The 20,523-nt window shown below is 55.9% G+C and carries 18 protein-coding genes and 1 pseudogene; 14 read left to right on the forward strand and 5 right to left on the reverse strand.

Annotated elements, in window-relative coordinates:
• The 14 genes and pseudogenes from B9Y90_RS27280 to leuA all read left to right on the forward strand — a co-directional run.
• Positions 1–195: pseudogene (locus tag B9Y90_RS27280) on the forward strand (hypothetical protein); the annotation flags it as partial.
• 387 nt (positions 196–582) lie between these two features.
• Positions 583–819: a glutaredoxin-like protein NrdH gene (gene nrdH / locus B9Y90_RS09290; RefSeq protein WP_039287022.1), complete on the forward strand. Its 237-nt coding sequence runs from the start codon at positions 583–585 to the stop codon at positions 817–819.
• Positions 816–1,226 carry a class Ib ribonucleoside-diphosphate reductase assembly flavoprotein NrdI gene (gene nrdI, locus B9Y90_RS09295; RefSeq protein WP_008458227.1) on the forward strand — a complete coding sequence of 137 codons (411 nt, stop codon included), beginning with the start codon at positions 816–818 and terminating at the stop codon, positions 1,224–1,226. The genes nrdH and nrdI overlap by 4 nt, the downstream gene beginning before the upstream one ends.
• Positions 1,199–3,343 (forward strand): class 1b ribonucleoside-diphosphate reductase subunit alpha, encoded by a 2,145-nt coding sequence (gene nrdE / locus B9Y90_RS09300; RefSeq protein ID WP_085541055.1) that lies wholly within the window; start codon positions 1,199–1,201, stop codon positions 3,341–3,343. The genes nrdI and nrdE overlap by 28 nt, the downstream gene beginning before the upstream one ends.
• 22 nt (positions 3,344–3,365) lie before the next feature.
• Positions 3,366–4,328 (forward strand): class 1b ribonucleoside-diphosphate reductase subunit beta, encoded by a 963-nt coding sequence (nrdF, locus tag B9Y90_RS09305; protein WP_085541056.1) that lies wholly within the window; start codon positions 3,366–3,368, stop codon positions 4,326–4,328.
• A gap of 34 nt (positions 4,329–4,362) precedes the next feature.
• Complete coding sequence (locus B9Y90_RS09310) at positions 4,363–5,553, forward strand: alginate lyase family protein (RefSeq protein WP_085541057.1); 1,191 nt, start codon at positions 4,363–4,365, stop codon at positions 5,551–5,553.
• Between the two features lie 255 nt (positions 5,554–5,808).
• Entirely contained in the window at positions 5,809–7,008 is a 1,200-nt protein-coding gene (proV, locus tag B9Y90_RS09315; protein WP_085541058.1) for a glycine betaine/L-proline ABC transporter ATP-binding protein ProV, read from the forward strand.
• Positions 7,005–8,084, forward strand: coding sequence for a glycine betaine/L-proline ABC transporter permease ProW (gene proW / locus B9Y90_RS09320; protein ID WP_085541059.1), 1,080 nt, complete (start codon positions 7,005–7,007; stop codon positions 8,082–8,084). The genes proV and proW overlap by 4 nt, the downstream gene beginning before the upstream one ends.
• Positions 8,085–8,140: 56 nt before the next feature.
• Positions 8,141–9,133, forward strand: a complete 993-nt coding sequence (gene proX, locus B9Y90_RS09325) for a glycine betaine/L-proline ABC transporter substrate-binding protein ProX (RefSeq protein WP_085541060.1) — start codon at positions 8,141–8,143, stop codon at positions 9,131–9,133.
• 266 nt (positions 9,134–9,399) lie between these two features.
• On the forward strand, positions 9,400–10,578 hold the full coding sequence (locus tag B9Y90_RS09330; protein WP_008458239.1) for an MFS transporter: 1,179 nt from the start codon (positions 9,400–9,402) through the stop codon (positions 10,576–10,578).
• Positions 10,579–11,023: 445 nt separating this feature from the next.
• Entirely contained in the window at positions 11,024–11,554 is a 531-nt protein-coding gene (gene mprA / locus B9Y90_RS09335) for a transcriptional repressor MprA (RefSeq protein WP_039287045.1), read from the forward strand.
• A gap of 135 nt (positions 11,555–11,689) precedes the next feature.
• Positions 11,690–12,862, forward strand: coding sequence for a multidrug efflux MFS transporter periplasmic adaptor subunit EmrA (gene emrA, locus B9Y90_RS09340; protein WP_085541061.1), 1,173 nt, complete (start codon positions 11,690–11,692; stop codon positions 12,860–12,862).
• A gap of 15 nt (positions 12,863–12,877) precedes the next feature.
• Positions 12,878–14,416 carry a multidrug efflux MFS transporter permease subunit EmrB gene (gene emrB / locus B9Y90_RS09345; protein ID WP_085541062.1) on the forward strand — a complete coding sequence of 513 codons (1,539 nt, stop codon included), beginning with the start codon at positions 12,878–12,880 and terminating at the stop codon, positions 14,414–14,416.
• Between the two features lie 141 nt (positions 14,417–14,557).
• A complete protein-coding gene (gene leuA / locus B9Y90_RS09350) occupies positions 14,558–16,219 on the forward strand; it encodes a 2-isopropylmalate synthase (RefSeq protein WP_085541162.1) in 1,662 nt (553 codons plus the stop codon).
• Here the strand turns inward: leuA and B9Y90_RS09355 are convergent.
• The 5 genes from B9Y90_RS09355 to yqaB all read right to left on the reverse strand — a co-directional run bounded on the left by B9Y90_RS09355 (position 16,216) and on the right by yqaB (position 20,367).
• The gene (locus B9Y90_RS09355) at positions 16,216–16,980 is read right to left on the reverse strand and encodes an AraC family transcriptional regulator (RefSeq protein WP_085541063.1); all 765 of its coding nucleotides are present in this window, start codon (positions 16,978–16,980) and stop codon (positions 16,216–16,218) included. The two genes, leuA and B9Y90_RS09355, sit on opposite strands and share 4 nt — an antisense overlap.
• Before the next feature lie 89 nt (positions 16,981–17,069).
• On the reverse strand, positions 17,070–17,585 hold the full coding sequence (gene luxS / locus B9Y90_RS09360; RefSeq protein ID WP_008458247.1) for an S-ribosylhomocysteine lyase: 516 nt from the start codon (positions 17,583–17,585) through the stop codon (positions 17,070–17,072).
• A 157-nt stretch (positions 17,586–17,742) separates the two neighbouring features.
• Positions 17,743–19,299 (reverse strand): glutamate--cysteine ligase, encoded by a 1,557-nt coding sequence (gene gshA, locus B9Y90_RS09365; RefSeq protein ID WP_085541064.1) that lies wholly within the window; start codon positions 19,297–19,299, stop codon positions 17,743–17,745.
• 76 nt (positions 19,300–19,375) lie between these two features.
• The gene (locus B9Y90_RS09370; protein WP_085541065.1) at positions 19,376–19,804 is read right to left on the reverse strand and encodes a YqaA family protein; all 429 of its coding nucleotides are present in this window, start codon (positions 19,802–19,804) and stop codon (positions 19,376–19,378) included.
• Positions 19,801–20,367 carry a fructose-1-phosphate/6-phosphogluconate phosphatase gene (yqaB, locus tag B9Y90_RS09375; RefSeq protein ID WP_039297558.1) on the reverse strand — a complete coding sequence of 189 codons (567 nt, stop codon included), beginning with the start codon at positions 20,365–20,367 and terminating at the stop codon, positions 19,801–19,803. The genes B9Y90_RS09370 and yqaB overlap by 4 nt, the downstream gene beginning before the upstream one ends.
• Between the last annotated feature and the right edge of the window lie 156 nt (positions 20,368–20,523).

Consider the following 20,523-nt stretch of genomic DNA (forward strand, 5'->3'; position numbering starts at 1 on the left):
TCGCCGATTTCGATCATCCGGCAATATATTGAGCAACAGCAAACACCAGGTTAGGTGGAAAACCGTGCCTTATATCCCCGCCCTGAAGGACGGGGATATAAGGCACACCGGGTAAGCGAGGGTTTGTCTTTTAGACATAAACACGTTCTGTGTGGCCTGGAGCATGTTTCGTTCTGTTCCAGGGCTGCTTTATAAGCCACCACAAAGGCCGTGCACGGCTCAATGTATGTCCTGCACAGGCTTAAACCGCAGCAGTGCTTCTGGTTTTTCCCCCTCTCCCTGACAGGGAGAGGGGGAGGGGCTATCAGCGGAATGGCGTAATCTCTTTGGCATGTCCACCATGTGATACTGATTAACGAGTGAACGGAATCTCAACCGTTCTTTCACAGATGAAGGCACTTTGTGCCGAATCAGATCCCCCTTCCCCTACACTTTTCAACCCCCTACAAAAAATCACAAAAATACTATATCTTGCGTGGTTGCAAAAATTAAAATCAACATCTAGTATTTCTTTCAGTAAGAACACACCACCCGCTGTCCACTTTATGCGGCGTTCCATTATTCTAAAGGGAAATACGAATCATGCGCATTACTATTTACACTAAAGATGATTGTGTTCAGTGCCATGCTACAAAACGGGCGATGGAGAGCCGGGGTTTTGCCTTCGAAATGATTAATCTCGATCAGTGTCCGGAGGCGGCTGACGACCTGAGAGCCCAGGGCTTCCGCCAGCTGCCGGTGGTGGTAACAGAAGCCGAAAGCTGGAGTGGTTTTCGCCCGGATATGATCAATCGTCTCTGCGTTGCCGCCAGCGTATGAGCACCCTCGTCTACTTCTCCAGCGAGTCGGAAAACACCCTGCGTTTTATCGAACGCCTGGGACTGCCCGCCTTACGCATTCCCCTGGAGGTAAAAGCGCGCCTGGAAGTGACGGAACCCTACATTTTAATCGTGCCCAGCTATGGTGGCGGCGGCATTGCCGGGGCGGTACCGCCGCAGGTGATCCGCTTTCTGAACAACCCGAACAATCGCGCGCTGATACGCGGCGTGATCGCCAGCGGCAACCGCAGCTTTGGCGAAGGATTTTGCCGGGCCGGGGACGTCATTTCACAAAAATGCCAGGTGCCTTATCTCTACCGTTTTGAGCTACTGGGCACCCCACAAGACATCGACAACGTGCGTAAGGGAGTAAGCGAATTTTGGCAACGACAGAAGCAGTCCGTTTAGCGACGGAAAGCGTGGATTACCACGCGCTCAACGCCATGCTCAACCTCTATGACAAAGAGGGAAACATCCAGTTTGATAAAGACAAACAGGCCGTAGAAAGCTTCTTTTCGCAGCACGTCTTGCCGAACACCGTCAGCTTCCCCAGCCTGCAGGCGAAGCTGGACTATCTGGTGGCAGAACACTATTACGACGATGCCGTGCTAACTCGCTATTCACGCCCGTTTATCCTTGAACTGTTCGACAGAGCCCACGGCAGCGGCTTCCAGTTCCAGACCTTTTTAGGGGCCTGGAAGTATTACACCAGCTACACCCTGAAAACCTGGGACGGGAGGCAGTATCTGGAACATTTCCCGGACCGCGTTTGCATGGTGGCGCTCACCCTGGCACAGGGAGATGAGCCGCTTGCCACACGCCTGATGGAAGAGATGCTCAGCGGCCGTTTCCAGCCCGCCACGCCAACGTTCCTCAACTGCGGTAAGAAGCAACGGGGAGAACTGGTTTCCTGCTTCCTGCTGCGAATTGAGGACAATATGGAGTCGATTGGCCGCGCGGTTAACTCGGCACTCCAGCTTTCCAAGCGTGGCGGTGGCGTTGCCTTCCTGCTTTCGAACCTGCGTGAAGCCGGGGCGCCCATCAAACGCATTGAAAACCAGTCTTCAGGGGTGATCCCGGTCATGAAGATGCTGGAAGACGCGTTTTCCTACGCCAACCAGCTTGGCGCACGCCAGGGCGCGGGAGCGGTTTACCTTAATGCACACCACCCGGATATCCTGCGCTTCCTCGATACCAAGCGGGAAAATGCCGACGAGAAGATCCGCATTAAAACGCTGTCGCTCGGGGTGACTATTCCGGACATTACCTTCCAGCTCGCCAAAACCAATCAGCAGATGGCGCTGTTTTCGCCTTACGACGTGGAGAGAATCTACGGCAAGCCGTTTGGCGACATCAGCGTCAACGATCTTTATCAGCAAATGGTGGACGACGAGCGCATTCGCAAAAGCTGGATTAATGCCCGCGACTTCTTCCAGACGCTGGCGGAGATCCAGTTTGAGTCCGGCTACCCGTACATCATGTTTGAAGACACGGTTAACCGCGCCAACCCGATTGCCGGGCGTATCAACATGAGCAACCTCTGCTCGGAAATTTTGCAGGTGAACAGCGCATCGACCTACGATGAAAACCTGGATTACGCCCAAACGGGCAAAGACATCTCCTGCAACCTTGGCTCACTGAACATCGCCCATACCATGGATTCTGCGGATTTTGGCCGCACCGTGGAGACCGCCATTCGCGGCCTGACGGCGGTGTCTGATATGAGCCATATTCGCTCGGTGCCGTCGGTCGAAGCCGGAAATGCCGCCTCCCACGCCATTGGCCTCGGGCAAATGAACCTGCACGGCTACCTGGCGCGCGAGGGCATTGCCTACGGCTCAGCGGAAGGGCTGGATTTCACCAATATGTATTTCTACACCATCACCTGGCACGCGCTTCGCGCTTCCAGTGCGTTAGCCCGCGAGCGGCAGCAGCGTTTTGCCGGTTTTGAACAGTCTCGCTACGCCAGCGGCGAATACTTCTGCCAGTACCTGGAGCAGACCTGGGAGCCCAAAACGGAGAAAGTGCGGGCGCTGTTTGCCAAAGCGGGGATTGCGATTCCAACCCGCGAACAGTGGCAGCAGCTATGCGACGACGTGCGCAAATATGGCCTGTATAACCAGAATCTGCAGGCTATCCCACCGACGGGATCGATCTCTTACATCAATCACGCGACCTCGAGCATCCACCCGATTGTCTCCCGGATTGAGATCCGTAAAGAGGGCAAAACGGGGCGTGTGTATTACCCTGCCCCGTTTATGACCAACGACAATCTTGAGTTTTACCAGGACGCCTACGATATCGGCCCGGAAAAGATCATCGACACCTACGCCGAGGCCACCCGACACGTTGACCAGGGGCTTTCGCTGACGCTGTTCTTCCGTGATACCGCCACCACCCGCGACATTAATAAAGCGCAGATTTATGCCTGGAAGAAAGGCATTAAAACGCTCTACTACATTCGTCTGCGGCAGCTGGCGCTGGAAGGCACCGAGGTGCAGGGCTGCGTGTCCTGCGCGCTATAACGCGAAAGCACAAGGAAAGAAAATGACGCAACTGACGCGCGTAAGCGCCATCAACTGGAACAAAATCGAGGACGATAAAGACCTCGAGGTCTGGAACCGCCTGACCAGTAACTTCTGGCTGCCGGAGAAGGTCCCGCTCTCTAATGACATGCCGGCCTGGCAATCGCTCAGCGAGCAGGAGCAGCAGCTCGTTATCCGCGTGTTTACCGGGCTGACACTGCTGGACACCATTCAGAATACCGTGGGTGCCCCGGCGCTGATGGCCGATTCGCTGACGCCACACGAAGAAGCGGTGATGTCGAATATCAGCTTTATGGAAGCGGTACACGCCCGTTCCTACAGCTCGATATTTTCCACGCTCTGCCAGACCAAAGACGTGGACGCCGCCTACGACTGGAGCGAGCAGAACGAAGCCCTGCAGCGTAAAGCCTCGATTATTCTTGGCCATTACCGGGACAGCGACCCGTTGAAGAAGAAAATTGCCAGCGTGTTCCTTGAGTCCTTCCTGTTTTACTCTGGCTTCTGGCTACCGATGTATTACTCCAGCCGCGGCAAGCTGACCAACACCGCCGATCTCATCCGGCTGATCATTCGCGATGAGGCGGTGCACGGCTATTACATCGGCTACAAATATCAGAAAGCGCTGGCGCAGCAGAGTCCTGAACGCCAGACCGAGCTACAAAACTTTGCCCTCGATCTGCTGATGGATCTCTATGATAACGAGCTGGCGTATAGCGAAACGCTTTACCGTGAACTGGGCTGGGAAGACGAAGTGAAAGCGTTTCTGAGCTACAACGCCAATAAAGCGCTGATGAACCTGGGCTACCAGGCGCTGTTCCCGACGGAGATGGCGGACGTTAACCCGGCGATTCTCGCCGCGCTGTCCCCCAATGCCGATGAGAACCACGATTTCTTCTCCGGTTCAGGCTCCTCTTACGTGATGGGCAAGGCGGTAGAAACCGAGGACGAGGACTGGAATTTCTAGTAATCTGGCCGCTGAGCATGTTGCGAGGTGGCCTATGTCGTTATTTCGTTGTTCTGTTTTAGCGCTGCTTTGCGGCAGCGCACCGTTAGCCTTTGGCGCCCCACTGCTGCTGGACACGGCACAGCTGGCGCACAGTAAGCAAGAGATTACCCAGCAAAATCCGGCGCTCATGCCCGCCTGGCAAGCCCTCAAGCATAAGGCCGATCAGGCGCTGATTCATCCACTCTACAGCATCACCCAAAAAAGCCCCGGTGCGCCGGCAGGCGATCCCCACGATTATTACAGCTTTTCTGACTACTGGTGGCCTGATCCTAAAAGCCCCGATGGCCTGCCGTGGGTGCGAAAAGATGGCCAGATCAATCCCGCCGCCGTCGGCAAACAAAGTGACAAAGCCCGCCTGAACAGCATGACAGATGACGTATGGAATCTGGCGCTGGCCTGGCAACTTTCCGGCAAAGATGCCTACGCGGATAAAGCCCGCCAGCAGCTGGTGAACTGGTTTATCACGCCGGAAACCCGGATGACGCCGAATCTCGCCTACGCCCAAACTATTCCCGGACGAAAAGGCGTGCGCGGCACCGGTATCCTCGATGGACGCGGCTTTGTGCGGCTGATCGACGCCATTGAATTGCTGCACGACGGCGGCAAGCTGGATGATAAAACCTGGCGCTCGCTCAGGCAGTGGTATCGGGATTATTACCAGTGGCTGACCACCAGCGAAAACGGCAAAAAAGAGGCCGCGGCTGAAAATAACCATGGCACCTGGTATGACGTTCAGGCGGCCGCGATTGCCCTGTGGTTGGGGGATAAAGAGGCGGCCAGACAGCGTTTGATTTCTGCCACCCAGCGTATCCCGGTACAGTTTGACGCCAAAGGTGTGCCGGTGACCGAAATTGAGCGCACGAGATCCTGGCATTACAGCAACTTTATTCTGGATGCCTGGAACCCGTTAGGGCTGTTGGGTGAAAAAGTTGGGGTCAACGTCTGGCAAGCCAAAAGCGGTGAACACAGCCTGCAAAATGGCTACCTGTATATCGCCCAGTTTGTCGATAGCCAAACGCCGTGGCCCTACCCCAATATGGAGCCGTTCAAGCCCGATGAAGCCCTGGAGAATATTGTTACCGCCGCACATGCCTGGCGGGAAAATAATACATTTAAAGACAAAGCCAAATGGCTGCTTAACAGGAATAAAACTGCCGTTATTAATTTAATTGCACAACCGTAATATGCCTGTCATTTCAGCCTGAATCCCCCAGATTCAGGCTGAATATTCACTTCATTGACAAAAAATATTCCACTGCATTAATTCACGCTCAGACCAGTGCTCATGGGGAATTTCACCCACTTTCATCACGCGGATATTTTGACATCACAGAATCGAGGGTTGCCTCAGATTCTTAGTATGTTAGGGTATATACCGGTCAATATTTCCACCAGGAATCACCTATAAATAAATTAAATACAGGAAACTGTTTATTGCATGGCAATTAAATTAGAAGTGAAGAATTTATATAAAGTATTTGGCGAACATCCGCAGCGTGCGTTCAAATACATTGAAAAGGGCATTTCCAAGAGTGAATTACTGGAAAAAACGGGTCTGTCGCTTGGCGTAAAAGACGCCAGTCTGGCCATTGAAGAAGGCGAGATTTTTGTCATCATGGGGTTATCCGGCTCAGGAAAATCTACCATGGTTCGCCTTCTCAATCGCCTGATTGAACCCACCCGTGGACAGGTGCTGATTGACGGCATTGATATTGCCAAAATATCGGAATCAGAACTCCGCGAGGTGCGCAAAAAAAAGATCGCAATGGTCTTCCAGTCCTTTGCTTTAATGCCGCATATGACGGTGTTAAATAATGCCGCGTTCGGCATGGAGCTTGCGGGAATTCCGGTCAAAGAACGGCATGAAAAAGCGCGGGATGCGCTGCGTCAGGTCGGGCTTGAGAATTATGCCCATGCTTATCCCGATGAATTGTCAGGCGGGATGCGTCAGCGCGTAGGTTTAGCCCGCGCGCTGGCCATTAATCCAGACATATTACTTATGGATGAAGCATTCTCCGCGCTTGACCCCTTAATTCGGACCGAGATGCAGGACGAATTAATTAAGCTGCAGGCAAAACATCAGCGCACCATCGTGTTTATTTCCCACGATCTCGACGAAGCCATGCGTATTGGCGATCGCATTGCCATTATGCAGGGCGGTGAAGTGGTGCAGGTCGGTACGCCGGATGAAATCCTGAATAATCCGGCTAACGATTACGTACGCACCTTCTTCCGCGGCGTGGACATCAGCCAGGTCTTTAGCGCCAAAGATATCGCCCGCCGTAGTCCGGCGGGCCTGCTGCGTAAAACCAGCGGCTTTGGCCCTCGCTCGGCCTTGAAACTGCTGCAGGATGACGACCGCGAATTTGGCTATGTCATTGAGCGTGGGCAGAAATTCCTCGGTATTGTCTCCACCGATTCGCTGAAAACGGCACTGGCGGCGGGCGAAGGTCTGGACAATGCGTTCCTGACCTCCCCGGAGGCGGTCTCTGCCGAAACCTCGCTGAGCGATCTGCTCTCTCATGTCGGCCAGGCTCCGTGCGCGGTGCCGGTGGTCAGTGAAGAGGGGCAGTACGTGGGCATCATCTCGAAAGGGGTGCTGCTGCAGGCATTAGATCGTGAGGGGGCAAGTCAATGAGTGACGCAATTAATCCGTGGGATACCGGCAGCGCGGCAACCGATGCCGCAACCAGTCAGGCAGCCAGTTCTGCAGACGCATGGGGCGCTCCGGCGTCGGATGCGGCCACCAGCGGGGGCGCTGACTGGCTGAATTCGACCCCGGCAGCCGCGCCTGAGCATTTCAGTATTCTGGATCCGTTCCATAAAACGCTGATCCCTCTGGACAGCTGGGTGACGGAGGGGATCGACTGGGTGGTGACCCATTTCCGTCCGGTGTTCCAGGGCATTCGCGTGCCGGTGGATTATATTCTCAGCGGCTTCCAGCAGCTGCTTTTAGGGATGCCCGCGCCAGTCGCGATTATTGTCTTTGCGCTGATTGCCTGGCAAATGTCCAGCCTCGGAATGGGCGTCGCCACGCTAGTCTCGCTGGTCGCCATTGGGGCGATTGGCGCCTGGTCGCAGGCGATGGTCACCCTGGCACTGGTGTTGACGGCGCTGCTGTTTTGTATGGTCCTCGGCCTGCCTCTCGGGATTTGGCTGGCGCGCAGCGAACGTGCGGCAAAAATCGTTCGCCCCTTGCTGGATGCCATGCAAACCACGCCGGCGTTTGTTTACCTGGTGCCTATCGTGATGTTGTTCGGTATCGGCAACGTGCCAGGCGTGGTGGTGACCATTATCTTTGCCCTGCCACCGATTGTACGCCTGACGATTCTGGGCATTAAACAGGTGCCGGAAGATTTGGTCGAGGCGGCACGCTCATTCGGCGCCAGTCCGCGCCAGATGTTGTTCAAAGTGCAGCTCCCGCTGGCGATGCCAACCATTATGGCCGGCGTTAACCAGACGCTGATGCTGGCGCTGTCGATGGTGGTTATCGCGTCGATGATTGCCGTCGGTGGACTCGGCCAGATGGTTCTGCGCGGCATTGGCCGCCTCGATATGGGTCTGGCTACGGTCGGGGGCGTAGGGATCGTGATCCTGGCCATTATTCTCGACCGCCTGACTCAGTCCATTGGACGCGACTCCCGCTCCCGTGGCAACCGCCGCTGGTTTACCACCGGCCCGCTGGGTCTTGTGACCCGTCCCTTCATGAAATAAGCCAGGCGGCGGCTTCGGTCGCCCCTCGCCCCATCCCTCATAAAAAAGGAATAACGATGCGACACAACGCTATTTTAGCCACAGCTCTTGCGACACTCGTTACCACCAGCGCTTTTGCCGCGGACCTGCCGGGCAAAGGCATTACCGTTCAGCCCGTACAGAGCACCATTGCCGAAGAAACCTTCCAGACGCTGCTGGTCAGCCGCGCCCTGGAAAAAATGGGCTACACCGTGAATAAGCCAAGCGAGGTGGACTATAACGTCGGCTACACCTCTATCGCTTCCGGCGACGCCACCTTTACCGCCGTTAACTGGCAGCCGCTGCATGATGATATGTACGCCGCCGCGGGCGGGAGCAAGAAATTCTACCGTGAAGGCACCTTCGTGACCGGCGCGGCTCAGGGCTACCTTATCGATAAGAAAACCGCCGACCAGTACCACATCACCAATATCGAGCAACTTAAGGATCCGAAAATCGCCAGACTGTTCGACAGCAACGGCGACGGCAAAGCCGACATGATGGGTTGTACACCGGGCTGGGGCTGCGAGGCGGTGATTAATCACCAGAATGAAGCCTACAAGCTGGCGAACACCGTGACCGTCAACCACGGCAACTACTCGGCGATGATGGCTGACACCATCGCCCGCTTTAAAGAAGGTAAACCGGTGCTGTATTACACCTGGACGCCGTACTGGGTGAGCGACGTGCTGAAGCCGGGTAAAGACGTGGTGTGGCTGCAGGTCCCGTTCTCTTCCCTGCCGGGTGAGCAGAAAGATATCGATACCAAACTGCCTAACGGCGCGAACTACGGCTTCCCGGTGAATACCATGCACATTGTGGCCAACAAGGCATGGGCCGAGAAGAACCCGCAGGCGGCGAAGCTGTTTGCCATCATGAAGCTGCCGCTGGCGGACATTAACGCCCAGAACGCGATGATGCATAACGGTAAGTCTTCTGAGGCAGACATTAACGGCCATGTGGACGGCTGGATTAAGGCACACCAGGCGCAGTTTGACGACTGGGTGAAAGAGGCACTGGCGGCGAAATAAACGCCCCTCCCCCTCTCCCCAAAGTGGAGAGGGGACAGACAGCCTCGCTTTTAACCCACAGCCACACTGAACATCACCATCGCGTTAATGCTCACCGCGATGAGCTTGTCCCCTGCTCTCATCCCCCCGGCTACGACCCAACTCAGGCGAGGTTGAGCTTTCGGGCGTCAGGGTCTATAACCGCACGATCCGACACCCACCTCTCCTTCAGCTGTCATTGTTTTTCGCTATGATTCAAACCTCTCTTTGGCAAGTTGAAGATAATAATGAAAAACAATACTCACGGACTCAGTCCGGCGCTGATCGTCCTGATGTCCGTCGCAACCGGCCTCGCGGTTGCCAGCAACTACTACGCGCAGCCGCTGCTCGACACCATCGCAAACGCCTTTTCGCTCTCGGTGAATCAGGCTGGGTTTATCGTCACCACCGCCCAGCTTGGCTATGCGGCAGGGCTGTTGCTGCTGGTTCCACTTGGGGATATGTTCGAGCGCCGGGGGCTTATCGTCTTTATGACGCTGCTGGCGGCAGGTGGGATGCTGATCACCGCCACCAGCCAGTCCCTGTGGATGATGATTCTGGGCACCGCGCTGACCGGGCTTTTCTCCGTGGTGGCGCAGATCCTTGTGCCGTTTGCCGCGACGCTCGCGGCACCGGAAAAGCGCGGGAAAGTGGTCGGGACAATTATGAGCGGGCTGCTGCTCGGGATCCTGCTGGCGCGTACCGTCGCCGGTCTGCTCGCAAGCCTTGGCGGCTGGCGCACTGTTTATTGGGTTGCCAGCGTGCTGATGGCACTCATGGCGCTGGCCCTGTGGCGCGGGCTGCCACAGGTGAAACAAGACAGTCACCTCAACTATCCGCAGCTGTTGACCTCCATCTTCAGCCTGTTTATTAAAAATAGCCTGTTGCGCACCCGCGCCCTGCTGGGCTGTCTGACCTTTGCCAACTTCAGCATTCTCTGGACCTCGATGGCGTTCCTGCTGGCCTCACCGCCGTTCAACTATTCCGAAGGGGTTATCGGCCTGTTCGGCCTTGCAGGTGCCGCTGGCGCACTCGGCGCTCGCCCGGCAGGCGGGCTGGTTGATAAGGGTAAAGGGCACCACACCACCACCATCGGCCTGCTGTTGTTGCTGCTCTCCTGGGCCGCGATCGCTTTTGGTCAGTTCTCAGCCCTCGCCCTGATTGTGGGTATCCTGGTGCTGGATCTCACCGTCCAGGGCGTCCACATCACCAACCAGAGCTTGATATACCGCATGATGCCGGAAGCCCGTAACCGACTGACAGCCGGGTACATGACCAGCTACTTCATCGGCGGCGCGGCAGGCTCTTTGATTTCAGCGAGCGCTTACCAACATGCCGGCTGGAACGGGGTGTGTATTGCCGGTGCCAGCGTCGCCCTACTAAATCTGGTAGTGTGGTGGCGCGGATACCAGCGGCAGGCCGATTAGCGCGGTATCGTCGCTCCCCGTAAGGGAAATTGAAGATGTAATGGCGGGGACAGTCTGTTAAGGTTGTCCCCGTTTACTAATTCGAGTGACATTAACGCAGGTTATTTATTAACACCTTATATGGATAAACCCGCAACTGTTTCAGCCGACAATCGCCACAGGGCGAAACTGTTCGTCAGACTGAAAAGCAGCTTTTCCATCGCCATTTCTTCTGTCCTCAAGGCATCAGCCTCCGGCTTCGCTGCCGTTAAACGTCGTTACCCCACTCGAAACCCATTTTCTTCCCCCACGCTGCTTAGCGCTCTGGGCTACGGCTTAGCGTGGTTTACGCCGATGGTGGCAACAACCAAACGTATATAAACGTATACAAACGTATAAATAATGCATTTACTTTATTTGTCACCATCGTTACTATATCGGCTGCAACTAATGAGGTTATGCCAAAATGGATAGTTCGTTCACGCCCATAGAACAAATGCTGAAGTTCCGCGCCAAACGTTATCAGGAGTTCCCGTACCAGGAGGTTCTGTTGACGCGTCTTTGTATGCACATGCAGGGTAAACTGCTGGAAAACCGCAATAAGATGCTGAAGGCGCAGGGGATCAACGAGACCTTATTCATGGCACTCATTACCCTTGAGTCCCAGGAAAATCACAGCATTCAGCCCTCTGAACTGAGCTGTGCGCTGGGCTCATCCCGCACCAACGCCACGCGTATAGCGGATGAGCTGGAAAAACGCGGCTGGATTGAGCGCCGTGAAAGCGACAATGACCGCCGCTGCCTGCACCTGCATTTGACCGAAAAAGGTCACGAATTCCTGCGCCAGGTGCTGCCCCCGCAGCATAACTGCCTGCATCAACTGTGGTCCGCGCTTGACGCCAGCGAAAAAGAGCAGCTGGAAATGATTACCCGTAAGCTGCTCAACCGCCTCGACCAGATGGAAGAAGACAAGGTGATCCTTGAAGCGCTGAGCTAAGCTTTCATCGTCTGCACGTCCAACAACAATCCGATTTCGCAACTACTCTCAGGCCAGCAATCTCCTTGCTGGCCTGTCAGGTCTAACAGGTCGGCTCAGCTGACCGGAAATAATAATAAACAGGTGGAGATTAGCATGAGCACAAATGCGGAGACTCAAGCCCCGCAGCAACCGGCTAACAAGAAAGGCAAACGTAAAAGTGCTCTGATCTTGTTGACCTTGCTCTTTGTCATTATTGCTGTGGCATATGGAATCTATTGGTTTTTGGTGCTGCGTCACTTTGAAGAGACCGATGATGCTTATGTGGCAGGAAACCAGGTGCAGATCATGGCCCAGGTCTCCGGTAGCGTGACCAAAGTCTGGGCAGACAATACCGATTTTGTCAAACAGGGTGATGTGCTGGTCAGCCTCGACCGCGCCGACGCCGAGCAGGCGTTTGAAAAGGCTAAAACCCAGCTGGCCTCCAGCGTGCGGCAGACTCGCCAGCTGATGATCAACAGCAAACAGTATCAGGCCAATATCGAACTGCAGAAAACGGCTCTGGCGCAGGCGCAAAGCGACCTGAACCGCCGTATTCCGCTGGGCAGCGCCAACCTGATTGGCCGCGAAGAACTGCAGCACGCCCGTGATGCCGTCACCAGCGCTCAGGCTCAACTGGATGTCGCCGTGCAGCAATACAACGCTAACCAGGCAATGATTCTCGGTACCAGACTGGAAGAACAGCCTGCGGTTCAACAGGCGGCGACCGAAGTGCGTAACAGCTGGATGGCGCTGCAGCGTACCACCATCGTCAGCCCAATGACCGGCTATGTTTCCCGCCGTGCCGTGCAGGTTGGCGCCCAAATTAGCCCGTCCACGGCGCTGATGGCCATTGTGCCAGCCAGCGGGATGTGGGTTGATGCTAACTTTAAAGAAACCCAGCTGGCGCATATGCGCATTGGCCAGTCGGCCACCATCGTCAGCGATATCTACGGCGATGACGTGAAGTACACCGGGAAAGTTGTCGGCCTGGATATGGGCACCGGCAGCGCCTTCTCGCTGCTGCCAGCGCAGAACGCCACCGGAAACTGGATCAAAGTGGTTCAGCGCCTGCCGGTGCGTATCGAACTGGACGCCAGACAGGTTGAACAGCATCCGCTGCGTATCGGCCTGTCCACGCTGGTGAACGTGGATACCAGCAACCGCGACGGGAGCGTACTGTCCTCTCAGACCCGCACCACGCCGGTTTACGAAAGTAACGCGCGTGAGCTGAATCTGACGCCGGCTAACCAGCTTATTGACCAGATTATTCAGGCCAATGCGGGTTAATAAAGCGGAGGGTGTATGGCACAACAAAAACCGCTAGAAGGCGCCCAGCTGGTCATTATGACCATCGCTCTGTCGCTGGCGACCTTTATGCAGGTGCTGGACTCCACCATCGCTAACGTGGCTATCCCGACGATTGCCGGTAACCTGGGCTCATCCCTGAGCCAGGGGACGTGGGTTATCACCTCGTTTGGGGTGGCGAACGCCATCTCAATCCCAATCACCGGCTGGCTGGCAAAACGCTTCGGGGAAGTGAGACTGTTCCTGTGGTCGACCGTGCTGTTTGCTATCGCCTCCTGGGCGTGCGGCATGTCGAACAGCCTGACGATGCTGATCTTCTTCCGCGTTATCCAGGGGATCGTTGCCGGGCCACTGATCCCGCTGTCGCAGAGCCTGTTGCTGAGCAACTACCCGCCCGCCAAACGCAGCATTGCGCTGGCGCTGTGGTCGATGACGGTGATCGTGGCGCCAATTTGCGGCCCGATTCTGGGCGGCTACATCAGCGACAACTATCACTGGGGCTGGATCTTCTTCATCAACGTGCCAATTGGTATCGTCGTGGTGCTGATGAGCCTGCAGGCCCTGCGAGGCCGCGAAACCCGCACCGAGCAGCGCCGTATTGACGGCGTGGGGCTGGCCTTGCTGGTGTTAGGGATTGGTAGCCTGCAGATCATGCTCGACCGGGGTAAAGAGTTGGACTGGTTCAATTCGACGGAGATCATCGTGTTAACGGTGATTGCGGTGGTCACCATCAGTTTCCTGATTGTCTGGGAGCTGACCGACGATAACCCGATAGTCGATTTGTCGTTGTTTAAGTCGCGAAACTTTACCATCGGCTGCCTGTGTATCAGTCTCGCCTACATGCTCTACTTCGGCGCGATTGTGCTGCTGCCGCAGCTGTTGCAGGAAGTGTATGGTTACACCGCGACCTGGGCCGGGCTTGCGTCCGCGCCGGTGGGGGTCATCCCGGTGCTGCTGTCGCCGATCATCGGCCGCTTCGCGCACAAGCTCGATATGCGCCGCCTGGTGACCTTCAGCTTCATTATGTATGCGGTGTGCTTCTACTGGCGCGCGTATACCTTTGAGCCGGGGATGGACTTCGCCGCGTCGGCCTGGCCGCAGTTTATTCAGGGCTTTGCGGTGGCGTGCTTCTTCATGCCGCTGACCACAATTACCCTGTCCGGTCTGCCGCCGGAGCGCCTTGCTGCGGCGTCGAGTCTGTCGAACTTCACCCGTACGCTGGCGGGGTCGATTGGGACGTCGATAACCACCACGCTGTGGACGAACCGCGAGTCGCTGCACCATGCGCAACTGACGGAGTCTGTCACGCCGTTTAACCCGAACTCGGTTGAAACCTACAACCAGCTTCAGGGCTTAGGCATGTCGCACCAGCAGGCTTCCGGCTACATCGCCCAGCAGATCACCAACCAGGGGCTGATCATCTCCGCCAACGAGATTTTCTGGTTCTCGGCAGGGGTGTTTATTCTGCTGCTTGGCCTGGTGTGGTTTGCCAAACCGCCTTTCGGGGCGGGCGGTGGCGGCGGTGGCGCGCACTGACATTCCTCACGAAAGGAGCCTTCGGGCTCCTTTTTCTTTGCCTGAAGCTGGCGGTTTCGCCACACAGGTTGTCAGCTTTGCGCCAGCCCCGGCAGAGATTATTCGCCAGGATAAACAGACCACATGACCTGGAGAAACCTGATGCTGACCCACCCATCGCAAAAATACCTCGCCCATGCGCCAATTCAGTTGCCCGATCGCCAGTGGCCGGATAAAACCCTGACGCACGCTCCCCGCTGGCTTTCCACTGACCTGCGCGACGGCAATCAGGCACTGGCTGAACCGATGGACGCTGCCCGCAAGCTGCGCTTCTGGGATTTACTGCTGCAGTGCGGCTTCAAAGAGATCGAAGTCGCCTTCCCTTCTGCCTCAGAAACCGACTTCCAGTTTGTGCGTCAGCTGATTGAAGAAAATCGTATTCCTGAAGATGTCACCATTCAGGTGCTGACCCAGGCACGCAGTGACCTGATTGAACGCACCTTTGCCTCACTGGAAGGTGCCCACAGCGCCACGGTGCATCTTTACAACGCCACGGCCCCGCTGTTCCGCAGGCTGGTCTTCCGCCAGAGCAAAGCAGAGATCGTTCAGCTGGCGGTGACCGCCACGCGCCAGATACGGGCGCTGTGTGAGGCTAACCCACAGACGCGCTGGCGCTATGAATATTCCCCGGAAACCTTTTGCTTCACCGAACCGGACTTTGCCCTGCAAATTTGTGAGGCGGTGGCGGACGTCTGGGAGCCGTCTCCCGAGCGGCCAATGATTATCAATTTACCTGCCACCGTGGAGGTGAATACGCCCAACGTCTATGCCGACCAGATTGAGTATTTCTGCCGCCACTTTTCCCGCCGGGAGGCGGTGTGCATCAGCGTACATCCGCATAACGATCGCGGCAGCGGCGTGGCCAGCGCTGAACTCGCCATCCTCGCCGGCGCGGATCGGGTGGAAGGCTGCCTGTTTGGCAACGGGGAGCGCACCGGGAACGTCTGCCTGGTCACGCTGGCGATGAATCTTTATAGCCAGGGGATTTCGCCGCAGCTGGACTTCAGCGATATGAAGCAGGTGGTGGAACTGGTCGAACAATGTAATCAGTTACCGGTGCATCCTCGCCATCCTTATGCAGGAAAGCTCGCTTTTACCGCTTTTTCCGGGTCGCATCAGGATGCCATTAAGAAAGGTTTTACCGCGCGGGACGCATCCGGCTCAGCGGTGTGGGAGATGCCTTACCTTCCGGTTGACCCGAACGATATTGGCTGCAGCTATGAAGCGGTTATTCGCGTCAACAGCCAGTCCGGGAAAAGCGGTGCCGCCTGGATGCTGGAGCAAAACCACGGCCTGGTGCTGCCGCGAGGCTTACAGCAGGATTTTAGCCGCCATGTGCAGGCGCAAACCGACAGAGAGGGTAACGAGATGACGCTGAGCGCGCTGTGGCAACTGTTCCGCTCACTTTACGGCCCGCATCAAACCGCCCCGCGCCAGTTGCTGGATTACCGGACAGAGAGCCAGGCCGATGGCTCGCTCCAGCTGTGCGCCAACGTTCAGACGCACGACGGCGTGATTGCCCTGCAGGGCAAAGGCAACGGTTTGCTTTCCGCCGCGGCAGATGCCCTGAAATCTCGTTTTAACCTGGCGTTTTCTATTGAGGATTATCATGAGCATACGCTCGGCAGGCACAGCGAAAGCCGCTCAGCGGCTTATATCCGCTGCACGTTCAGGCAGGGCGTAAGCCGCTGGGGAACCGGCATTGATAACGATGTCTCACGCGCGTCGCTCCAGGCGCTGTTAAACGCGCTGCCGGTAGGTTAGTCAGAAAAGAAGTATTCGCTCGGTGAAACGCCGAGCGTTCGGCGAAACATGGCGCTGAAGGCGCTGTGGTTTTCATACCCCAGGTCCAGCGCAACGCGCAGTACGGACTGCCCCTGGGCAAGACGATCGAGCGCCTCCATCAGCCTTGCCCTGCGCAGCCATTCGCTAAACGCCAGGCCCGTTTGCTGACGAAAATGGCGCAGCAACGTTCTCTCACTGACGTTAAGCCGTTCAGCGGCCAGCGCGTTTGTCCAGGGTTGACCGGGCTCTGCCTGAATCTGACGACACAGCGCCAGTAAGCCCGGAGACTGCGGCTCAGGAAGATTAAACGGCAGCACGGCGATGCCCCGAATCTCATCGAGGATAAGCTCGTAAATTCTCTCTGCCCGACTTCCCGCCGGGTAAGCTTCCGGTAACTGGAGCGAGCAGATAATCAGCTCGCGCAGCAATGTGGATATCTGCACGACCTGGCAAACCGACGGTAAGTCAGCCCGGGCAAACGGATCAATAAACAAAGTGCGCGCCGCTACGTGACCGGTGATTTGCAGGCGGTGCGGAGTGCCAGCGGGTAACCAGACGCCCCGCCCCGGCGGAACCACCCAAATCCCCTGCCCGGTTTCGACGCGCACGACGCCGCTCAGGGTATGCAGCAGCTGTGCGCAGTCGTGACTGTGCCAGGGCTCCGAGGCGCCATGAGTATAATCATGGGCAAAAGGAACCAGCGGCCGCGTGGCAAAACTGAACTTCAGGCTGGTGGACATAGTTTATTTCGTGAGCAAAAAGATGACGATAGCATACCGCAGGCATAAAAAAAGGAGCCGGGAGGCTCCTTTTTACTGTGTGCACAAAACTAGATGTGCAGCTCCTGAAGCTTCTCTTTCGGCAGAGCCAGCTCATCATTGCTGTTGACGCTGACGCCATGCTCGATGATGTGGCGCGCGATATCCTGCGCTTCCTGCAGAGAGTGCATCTGATACGTCCCACACTGGTAAACGTTCAGCTCAGGGATCTGGTTTTGCTCTTTCACTTTCAGCACGTCCTGCATCGCCGCTTTCCAGGCATCCGCCACGCGCTGCTCTGCAGGTACACCGATCAGGCTCATGTAGAACCCGGTACGGCAGCCCATTGGGGAGATATCGATGATCTCTACCCCGTTCCCGTTCAGGTGGTCACGCATAAAGCCGGCAAACAGGTGCTCCAGAGTATGGATCCCTTTTTCCGGCATCACTTCCTTGTTTGGGACACAAAAGCGCAGGTCAAACACCGTAATGGTGTCACCGTGTGGCGTGTGCATAGTTTTGGCTACACGGACTGCAGGCGCACCCATACGAGTATGGTCGACTGTGAAGCTATCCAACAACGGCATCTGGTCACCTCCGATAAAATGATTTTTTTTTAAAAATAATTGAAACTATTTTTACGCACGCGAGTCTCAGTATATGAAAGACGCGCATTTGTTATCATCATCCCTGTTATTCAGAGATGAATATTTGGCCACAAGTATGTGGCCATTTTCTTTTCTGTCAGGCCGTCTTCGCCAGAAAGCTCTCGAACGACTCCGTATCCGCCGCCTCAATATCCCGCTGACGCTGCCATGAAGCATCATGCTCTTTCTGCAGGGCATCTGCGGTTAAAATCTCCAACGGCTCCTGAATCAACATTTGACGGTATTGTTCAGCCAGCGCAAGGCCCGTGCCGCCAATCCCGTTATCAATCATAGAACGCAAAATACGGGCTGAATACGTTAACTCCGGATCGTCGAAGCTGGCAACCAGTTGGTCACAAACTTGCTGGTATTCCTGGCTGTCGGTCATGCCGTCGAGCGTTTCCGCCACGCGACGTAAATCGGTAAACAGATCTTTGCCTACTTTTGACAGCGGGTGCTGGGCCGTTTCACAGCCCATACCCAGGGTAAGCCCAGGTTTGCGCCCTTCCAGAATCACGCGGTTCCAGTTGGTACGGGTGCACAGCAGCTCATCGCTGCTCATCTCTGGCGCATCCGCAAGTACGCACCAAATCATAAACAGGTCGAGGAAGCGAACCTGCTGCTCATCCACGCCGATTGGCGAGAACGGGTTGATATCCAGCGAACGCACTTCGATATATTCAATGCCGCCGCGCAGCAGCGCATCCGACGGTGATTCGCCGTCACGCGTCACGCGTTTTGGACGAATCGGCGCATAAAGCTCATTTTCAATTTGCAGTACGTTGGTGTTGAGCTGCAGGTGCTTGCCGTCCTTCATCAAACCAATCTCAGCGTACTCTTCTGACGGGGTTTTAATCGCCCGCTTCAGCGCATCGACATAGGTGTTCAGATCGTTGAAGGTAATACCCAGATTGCTCTGCGACTTGTTGGTGTAACCCAGGTCACTCAAGCGCAATGACGTGGCATACGGCAGGTAATACATGCCGCATTCGGTTTTCTCAAACGGCAACGCGCTCTCTTTGCCCTGCAGGAATGAAGAGCAGATAGCCGGAGAGGCACCGAAGAGGTAAGGGATAACCCAACCAAAGCGATAATAGTTGCGGATCAGGCGGAAGTAGCCGGCAGAAATCGCCTCTTTGCCGCTTTCTGCATCCTGTACGCCGCATTTTGCCTGCCAGAAAGCCATCGGCAGGGAGAAATTGTAATGCACGCCGGAGATGGTCTGCATCAGCGCGCCATAGCGGTTTTTCAATCCTTCACGGTACAGCGTTTTAAAGCGCCCCGCATTGGAAGAACCGTACTGCGCCAGCTCGATGTTCTGACCGTCGTCGATGTAGCACGGCATACTCAGCGGCCACATACGTTCCTCGCCCAGTTCACGCGCCGTGTGGCGATGAATGTCGCGCAGGAAAGTCAGCATATGGTCAATGTCACCATCAACCGGGGTAATAAATTCCAGGAGGGCTTCGGCGAAGTCCGTGGTAATCCATTTATGTGTAAACGCTGAGCCAAGGCTTTCAGGATGCCCGGTGGTGGCTAAATCGCCTTCTGGCGTCACGCGCAGCGTTTCACGCTCAAGACCACGGCAAATGCCTTTTACTGCTTCAGGGTGTTTTTCCAGCCAGGCCAAAGCCTGTGATACGTCCGGGATCAAATTGACCTCCCGCCTGTCGAATTTATTTTAATAAGCATAATTGTTTTCGCCGGTGATGAAGACTCATCCCACGCAATTAGTGCCACCACGCCATGCCTTGTACCGTTGCAGCCGCGACAACGATGTAGCGTAGCGCTTTACCAAGGCATAAAAAGAATACCACCGGCCCCCAGCTCAGGCGTAGCCACCCGGCCAGCAGGCACAACAGATCGCCTATCAGCGGCATCCAGCTCAATAACAACGTCGCCGGGCCAAAACGAGTCAACCAGTCGGTTGCTTTCCCCTGCCAGCGCGATTGTATACGCTGCGGGAAAAAGCGCCCCAGAATAACGTTAGTCATACCGCCAAGGCTATTACCGATTGTTGCTATTATCACAAGAACCGATACCGGACCGCTACCGGCAACCAGAAGCGCCACAAGTACCGCTTCCGAACTCCCCGGCAGCAGGGTCGCGCTCAGGAAACTGCTGGTGAACAATGACAGGAGCGATAGCGTGTCGCTCACAGTAAGCGCACGTCCACGACATCCATTCCCGCACTGCGCGCCGCCTGAAGACCAAAATCAGCATCTTCAAACACCACACATTTTTCCGGTGCCACGCCCATGAGCTCGGCGCAGCGTAAGAAGGTATCAGGTGCTGGCTTATGGTGTTTAACATGATCTGCTGCCACTACCGCAGCAAAATACTGACGCAAACCAAGATGCTTAAGCAATGCTTCTGCAATATCGCTTTCGCTCCCTGTGCCGACCGACATCGGGCGGCGGCCATGCCAGGCTTTTACCACTTCAATCAGCGGCAGCGGACGGACGGTATCAAGCAGCATGGCTCGAACGGCAACGGTTTTTTCAGCCGCCAGGCTGTGAGGGTCGAGATCGGCATTGTGGCTTTCAATAATTGCCGCGGCAATTTTCCAGCTTGGCGCACCGTTCAGGGCAACCATCGCCTGCTCGTCGAAGCTCATGCCATAGCGGCCAAGGGTTTCGTGCCAGGCTTTACGGTGAGTCGGCTCCGTATCGAGAATTGTGCCGTCCATATCAAAGATTAAACCGTCATAGCGATCGTACATCTCACCCTCACTTCACTGAATGTCGAAGCGGGTACTTTAGCGTAAATGGCTGAAATTGTCGCTGTCTGCTGGGAGAGGCGGTATTGCGAATAAGGCGGAGTGAAAGCTAAACGGGATGTTCGTAACAGGGGAATTTAAATGAAGTACTGAAGGAGA

The organism is Cedecea sp. NFIX57, assembly GCF_900177785.1.
Taxonomy (GTDB): domain Bacteria; phylum Pseudomonadota; class Gammaproteobacteria; order Enterobacterales; family Enterobacteriaceae; genus Cedecea; species Cedecea neteri_C.